Genomic DNA, 6,482 nt, shown 5'->3' on the forward strand with positions numbered 1-6,482 from the left:
GCCCCCCGGCCCGGCCCGGGGGGGGCGCCGGGGCCGGGGGGGTTTACCCGCCGCGCCCCGGCGCGCCCGCCCCCCCCCGGGGGGGGGGGGTGCCGGGCCTCGGCCGTACGGGGACCGTGCGGTCTCAGAGCACGTCGGCGGCGATGTTCTCCGCGACCCGCTCCAGCAGGGGGCCGGCGTTCGGGATGGACTTCGCCGGGTCCGGCTCCAGGTCCGTCAGCGGGTACGCCTTGCGGATGCCCGCCGCCTCCAGGGCCTCCTGGCCCAGCAGCAGCCGGCCGCAGACCGCCACCACCGGCTTGCCCGCGGCGCGCGCCGCCGCGGCCACGCCGGCCGGGGCCTTGCCGTGCAGGGTCTGCTCGTCCAGGGAGCCCTCACCGGTGATGACCAGCGTGGCCCGCTCCAGCGCGGGGGCGAAGCCCAGCACCTCCAGCATCAGCTCGATGCCGGGCCGGAACGTCGCGCCGAGCAGCAGCGCCCCGTAGCCGATGCCGCCCGCGCCGCCCGCACCGGGCAGCACCGCGCACTCGGCGGCCTTCGCGCCGATCGACTTCTCCAGCACCACCGCGAAGTGCGCCAGGGCGGAGTCGAGCGCCTTCACGTCCTCGGGCGAGGCGCCCTTCTGCGGGCCGTAGACCGCCGCGCAGCCCTTCGGGCCGGTCAGCGGGTTGTCCACGTCGCTGGCCAGGACGAAGTCCACCTCCGCGAAGCGGGGGTCGATGCCGGACAGGTCGGCCGACGCCAGGGACGCCAGCGCGCCACCGCCCGGGCCCACCGGTTCGCCGTCCGCGTCCAGGAACACCGCGCCCAGCGCGGCCAGCATGCCCGCGCCGCCGTCGGTGGTGGCACTGCCGCCGACACCGAAGACGATCGAGCGCGCGCCCGCGTCCAGCGCGGCCTTCAGCAGCTCGCCGGAGCCGTACGTCGTCGCCGTCAGCGGCGCGAAGGTGCCCGCGGGCAGCAGCTGGAGGCCGGAGGCCTCCGCCATCTCGACCACGGCCGTGCCGTCGCGCAGCGCGAAAGCGGCCGTGACCTGGTCGCCGAGGGGCCCGGTGACCCGTACCTCCCGGCGTTCGAACCCGGCCGCCACGGCGGCCGCGACCGTACCGTCGCCGCCGTCCGCGACGGGGAGGGTCTCGATCTCCACGCCGGGCACGGCCTTGCGAAGGCCTGCCGTCACCCGCTCCGCGACCTGAACGGCCGTGAGCGAGCCCTTGAATTTGTCCGCGGCGATGAGCACGCGCGCGGTCTCAGTTACTGCTCCGTCCGTCACCTTGCTAATCCCTTGCTATCGAACAGTGCAGTCGCGCCACCCCGAGCTTATCCGGAGGATCCTCCTATGCCCACGAGTGGCCTGGGCCACATGCGGCGCGCCAAGCGGATAAAAGGGAAATATGCCTGCATAGTGTGGCCGCATGAGCGCGGAATCACTGGAACACGTACGTCCGGATGCCCCCGGAGCGGAGCCCGGCGGTCCCGCGGACGACACTCCCGACCGCGCCGTCGTCACCCTCGGTGTCCTCGCCGTGCTCGCCGTCGTCGCCTGGGCGGCCCTGGGCGGGGACTCCTTCGACACCGCCTCCGGTGCCGCCCTGGCCTGGGTGCTGGACAACTTCGCGTGGCTGTTCGTGATCGCCGCCGACGTCTTCCTCGTCCTGTGCGTCGCCCTCGCGATCAGCCGCTTCGGCCGGATCCGGCTCGGCGCCGACGACAGCGAACCCGAGTTCACCACCCTCGCCTGGATCGCGATGATGTTCAGCGCGGGCATGGGCATCGGCCTGATGTTCTACGGGGTGGGCGAGCCGCTCACCCACTACCTGAACCCGCCGCCCGCCAGCGGTGCCGCCCCCGGCACCGGGGCCGCCGCCCGCGCCGCCCTGGACTACTCCTTCTTCCACTGGACCCTCACCCCCTGGGCCATCTACGGCATCGCGGGCCTCGCCCTCGCCTACGCCACCTTCCGCAAGGGCCGCGGCAACCGCCTCAGCTCCGCCTTCGTCCCGCTCATGGGGGAGGACCGGGCGAACGGGTGGCCCGGCAGGGCCGTCGACCTGCTCGCCGTCTTCGCCACCGTCTTCGGCACCGCGACCAGCCTCGGCCTCGGCGCCCTCCAGGTCTCCAAGGGCCTCAGCATCACCACCGGCCTCGCCGACTCGACCGGTGTCGAACTGGTCATCATCGCCTCCCTCTCGGCCGCCTTCGTGCTGTCCGCCTTCTCCGGCCTGCACAAGGGCGTGAAATGGCTCAGCACCATCAACCTCGTGCTCGCCGCCGCCCTGATGCTCTTCGTCTTCGTCCTCGGCCCGACCGTCTACGTCCTCGACGTGATCCCGGCCGGCGTCGGCAGCTACCTGCACGAACTGCTGCCCATGGCCTCCCGCACCGGCGCCTTCACCGACAGCGCCTGGCTCGGCGCGTGGACGATCTTCTACTGGGCCTGGTGGCTCTCCTGGGCCCCCTTCGTCGGCACCTTCATCGCCCGCATCTCGCGCGGCCGCACCATCCGCGAGTTCCTCGTCGGCGTGCTGCTCGTCCCCAGCGGAGCCACTGTCATCTGGTTCTGCGTCATGGGCGGCACCGCCATCCGCCTCGACTCCACCGGCGCCGCCGACCTCGCCGCCACGGTCAAGGAAGGCGCGGAGGCCTCCCTCTTCGCCCTGCTCGACGCGCTCCCGCTCGGCACCCTCACCTCCTGGGTGGCCATGGCCCTGGTCATGACGTACTTCGTCACCAGCGCCGACTCGGCCTCCCTGGTCATGGGCTCCCTCACCAGCCGGGGCTCGCTGCACCCGCCCACCTGGCTCGTCGTCACCTGGGGCGTCCTGATGGCCGCGGTCGCCGCCGTCCTGCTCGTCGCGGGCGGCCTGAAGTCCCTGCAGACCGCCACCATCCTGGTCGCGCTGCCCTTCGTGATCGTCATGCTGCTGCTGTGCTGGGCGCTGCTGCGGGAACTGCGCGCGGACCCCGGCGCGGGGCCGGCCCGCCACCCCGCCCTCCACGGGCTGCGCGACGCCGTCAAGGCCATGGTCGGCGACGCCATCACCGAGCAGGGCCAGGGCCGCCACCCCCGGCTGCGCCGCGTCGCCGGATCCCGGGGCAGGGACCGCGAGGACGGCGGCGACACCCGCGCGTGACCGCGCCGGGGAGGCACCGCGAGGACGCCGGCCACCCCCGGGTGTGACCGTGCGGGCCCGCCCGGGACGGCCGCCCGGGCCGCTGGGTAGGGTGGCCGCGTGACCACCACGGATGACTACGCCACCTACATCGCGAGCCTGCCCCGGGTGCTGGCCGGCGCGGCCGCCCTCTACCGTGACGACCAGGGCCGCGTCCTGCTCGTCGAGCCCAACTACCGCGAGGGCTGGGCCCTGCCGGGCGGCACCGTCGAATCGGACCGCGGCGAGTCACCCCGCACGGCCGCCCGGCGCGAGAGCGCCGAGGAGATCGGCATCGACGTCCCGCTCGGCCGGCTCCTCGCCGTCGACTGGAGCCTGGGCCCCGGCCGCCCGCCGCTGGTCGCCTACCTCTACGACGGCGGCGTGCTCGACGCCGGACAGCTCGCCTCCATCACCCTCCAGGAGGACGAGCTGCTGTCCTGGAAGCTGGTGGAGCCCGCCGAACTCTCCGCCCACCTCCACGGATCGCTCGGCCTGCGCACGCAGGAGGCGTACCGGGCGCTGGAGTCGGGCGAGGCGGCCGTGGAACTGGAGAACGGCCGGCGCCCCACCCCCGCCTGACCCCGCACACGTGGACCCCACCGACCAGGACAGAATCAGCAGATGATCACGATGTACGCCTGGCCGAGCACGGCCGACGGGCCCGACGCCCTCCCCATGGTCCACTTCACCACCGACGAGCAGTCGGGCGGCGAGGTCTCCGAAGAGGGGATGCCGATCTGGCTGTTCGACACCGCGATACGCGAGGGCGGCTGGTCCCCCTTCGAGGACTTCGAGGGCTGGTCCGCACCCGCCGAGGGCTGGCAGGCCTTCTACCGCCGCGAGGACGACGTCCTCGCCGTCACCGGCCCCGGCGCCTGCGAGGGCTGGTACCAGGGCCGGCTCGGCGCCGACGACGACTGGATCAAGGCGGCCGCCACCCAGAACAGCGTGGTGCTGCTCGCCGCTCCCGTCCAGCACCCCTCCCTCTACGCCTACGCCGTCGAAGCCGGCGCCGGCTTCGCGCTGCTCGTCCCGCTCGCCGTCATCTGAGCCGGACGGCCGCCCGGCCCTCGAACTCCAGCAGCCGCACCTTGCGCTCGATGCCGCCGCCGTAGCCGGTCATCGAGCCCGAGGCGCCGATCACCCGGTGGCAGGGCACGATGATGCCGACCGGGTTCTTCCCGTTGGCCAGGCCGACCGCGCGCGAGGCGTTCGGCTTGCCCAGCTCCGCGGCGAGCCGCCCGTACGACCACGTCTGCCCGTACGGGATCCGTACGAGCTGCTCCCAGACGCTGCGCTGGAACGCGGTGCCCGCCAGCCGGACCGGGACGGTGAACCGCGTCAGCTCGCCGGCGAAGTACGCGGCCAGCTGCCGCCGCACCTCCGGGAAGGGCTCCTCGGTGTCCGCCACCCGCTCGCCGAAGGCCTCCTCGGCCGGCCGGTGGCGCTGGCCCGTCATGTACAGCCCGCTCAGCACCCCGTCGGTGGCGACCAGGGTCAGCGGCCCGTAGGGGCTCTCGACGACGGTGTGCTGCTTGCCGGTCGTGCCGGTCACGGCGGTCACGGTGGTCATGCTGGTCACGACTGTGCTCCTTGCTGGGGCAGGTGGTTGATCGGGTGGTCCTCGGTGGCCCACAGGTACTGGACCGCGTACGCGCGCCAGGGCCGCCAGCCGCCCGCCCGGGCGGTCAGGGCGGCGGGCGTGGAGGGCAGGCCCAGCCTCTGCGCCGCCTTGCGGACCCCCAGGTCGGACGGGAGGAAGGCGTCCGGGTCGCCCAGCGCCCGCATCGCGATGACCTCGGTGGTCCACGGCCCGAACCCGGGCAGCGCGGACAGCGCGGCGCGGGCCGCCTCCCAGTCGCTGTCGATGCCGAGCGGCAGCGAGCCGTCGGCCAGCGCCGTGACGAGGGTGGTGAGGGTGGTGCGGCGGCTGCGCGGCATCGCCAGCGTCCCGGGGTCGACGCCGGCCAGCGCCTGCGGGGAGGGGAACAGGTGGGTCAGCCCGCCGTGGGGGTCCTCGACGGGCTCCCCGTGGGCGGCCACCAGCCGGGCCGCGTGCGTCCGGGCGGCCGCGGTGGACACCTGCTGCCCGAGCACCGCCCGTACGGCGAACTCCGCCGCGTCGACGGTACGGGGCACCCGGCGCCCGGGGGCACCCTCCACGAGCGGGGCCAGCAGCGGATCGGAGCGCAGCTGGCCGTCGACGGCCTCGGGGTCGGCGTCGAGGTCGAGCATCCAGCGGCAGCGGCTGATGGCGATGGTCAGGTCCCGCAGGTCGGTCAGCGCCAGCCGGCAGCCGATGTGGCCGGGCCCGGGCGTGAGGGCGACCACCCCGGAGCCGTACGGGAGCCTCAGCGTCCGCCGGTAGGCCCCGTCACGCCACTCCTCGACCCCGGGGACCGCGGTCGCGGCGAGGTGCCCGAAGAGGTTGCTCGGGTCGAGCGGCGCCCGGTACGGCAGCCGCAGGCTGATCGTGCCGGGGATCCGCGGCTCGCGCCGCCCGGCGCGCGCGGCGCGCAGCCGCATCTCGCCGGGGGTGAGGGCGAAGACCTCGCGGACGGTCTCGTTGAAGGTCCGGATGGAGGAGAAGCCGGCGGCGAAGGCGACGTCGCCCATCGGCAGCTCGGAGGTCTCGATGAGCAGCCGGGCGGTCTGGGCACGCTGGGCCCGGGCCAGCGCGAGCGGCCCGGCGCCGAGCTCGGCGCCCAGCTGCCGCTCCACCTGCCGGGTCGAGTACCCGAGGCGCAGCGCCAGCCCCGGGACCCCCTCCCGGTCGACGACCCCGTCCTGGATCAGCCGCATCGCCCGTGCGACGGCGTCGGCGCGGGCGTTCCACTCGGGGGAGCCGGGGGAGGTGTCGGGCCGGCACCGCTTGCAGGCCCGGTAGCCGGCCTGCTGGCAGGCGGCGGCGCTGGGCAGGAAGCTCATGTTCTCGACCTTGGGCGGCACGGCCGGGCAGCTGGGCCGGCAGTAGATGCCGGTCGTACGGACCGCGGTGAAGAACCACCCGTCGAACCGGGCGTCCTTCGACCGCACGGCCCTGACGCAGCGGTCGGTGTCGGTGTGCATGGCTCCAGCTTCCCGTCCAGGCCGAGCCGGGGCTGGCGGTTTTCCGACATCAAGCCTAGCCCTGCCGGGGGCTGCGGGGGGTGCACCGCTGACCCGGCCCCACCCGCCGGCCCGCTGCGCGGGGCTCGCCCCTCCCCGCCCTTCGCCCGTTCCCCGGGCTGCGCCCGGCCCCCTCCTGGGGTCTCCGCCCCCAGCCCCCCGCGCCTCAAACGCCGGCGGGGCTGCACATGGCCGCGCGGCGGGGCCACGCGCGTGGCC

General features: G+C 74.8%; 6 protein-coding genes. 3 read left to right on the top strand and 3 right to left on the bottom strand.

Translation table 11 applies throughout. The annotated features are described in order from the left end of the window. Nucleotides 1-124: 124 nt before the first annotated feature. Complete coding sequence (locus AB0D45_RS34285) at nucleotides 125-1,273, bottom strand: glycerate kinase (protein ID WP_361602447.1); 1,149 nt, start codon at nucleotides 1,271-1,273, stop codon at nucleotides 125-127. 142 nt (nucleotides 1,274-1,415) lie between these two features. Between AB0D45_RS34285 and AB0D45_RS34290 the strand changes: the two genes are divergently transcribed. The 3 genes from AB0D45_RS34290 to AB0D45_RS34300 all read left to right on the top strand — a co-directional run bounded on the left by AB0D45_RS34290 (nucleotide 1,416) and on the right by AB0D45_RS34300 (nucleotide 4,205). After that, a complete protein-coding gene (locus tag AB0D45_RS34290) occupies nucleotides 1,416-3,134 on the top strand; it encodes a BCCT family transporter (protein ID WP_362466491.1) in 1,719 nt (572 codons plus the stop codon). A gap of 99 nt (nucleotides 3,135-3,233) precedes the next feature. Next, nucleotides 3,234-3,734 (top strand): NUDIX hydrolase, encoded by a 501-nt coding sequence (locus AB0D45_RS34295; protein WP_362466494.1) that lies wholly within the window; start codon nucleotides 3,234-3,236, stop codon nucleotides 3,732-3,734. 42 nt (nucleotides 3,735-3,776) lie between these two features. Beyond that, a complete protein-coding gene (locus AB0D45_RS34300; protein ID WP_361602438.1) occupies nucleotides 3,777-4,205 on the top strand; it encodes a hypothetical protein in 429 nt (142 codons plus the stop codon). Here the strand turns inward: AB0D45_RS34300 and AB0D45_RS34305 are convergent. Both AB0D45_RS34305 and AB0D45_RS34310 read right to left on the bottom strand, forming a co-directional pair. Continuing rightward, nucleotides 4,198-4,728 carry a methylated-DNA--[protein]-cysteine S-methyltransferase gene (locus AB0D45_RS34305; RefSeq protein WP_362466500.1) on the bottom strand — a complete coding sequence of 177 codons (531 nt, stop codon included), beginning with the start codon at nucleotides 4,726-4,728 and terminating at the stop codon, nucleotides 4,198-4,200. The two genes, AB0D45_RS34300 and AB0D45_RS34305, sit on opposite strands and share 8 nt — an antisense overlap. A gap of 5 nt (nucleotides 4,729-4,733) precedes the next feature. Next, nucleotides 4,734-6,224: an AlkA N-terminal domain-containing protein gene (locus tag AB0D45_RS34310; protein WP_362466497.1), complete on the bottom strand. Its 1,491-nt coding sequence runs from the start codon at nucleotides 6,222-6,224 to the stop codon at nucleotides 4,734-4,736. Nucleotides 6,225-6,482: the final 258 nt, after the last annotated feature.

The sequence above is a fragment of the Streptomyces sp. NPDC048352 genome (assembly GCF_040651895.1).
Classification (GTDB): domain Bacteria; phylum Actinomycetota; class Actinomycetes; order Streptomycetales; family Streptomycetaceae; genus Streptomyces.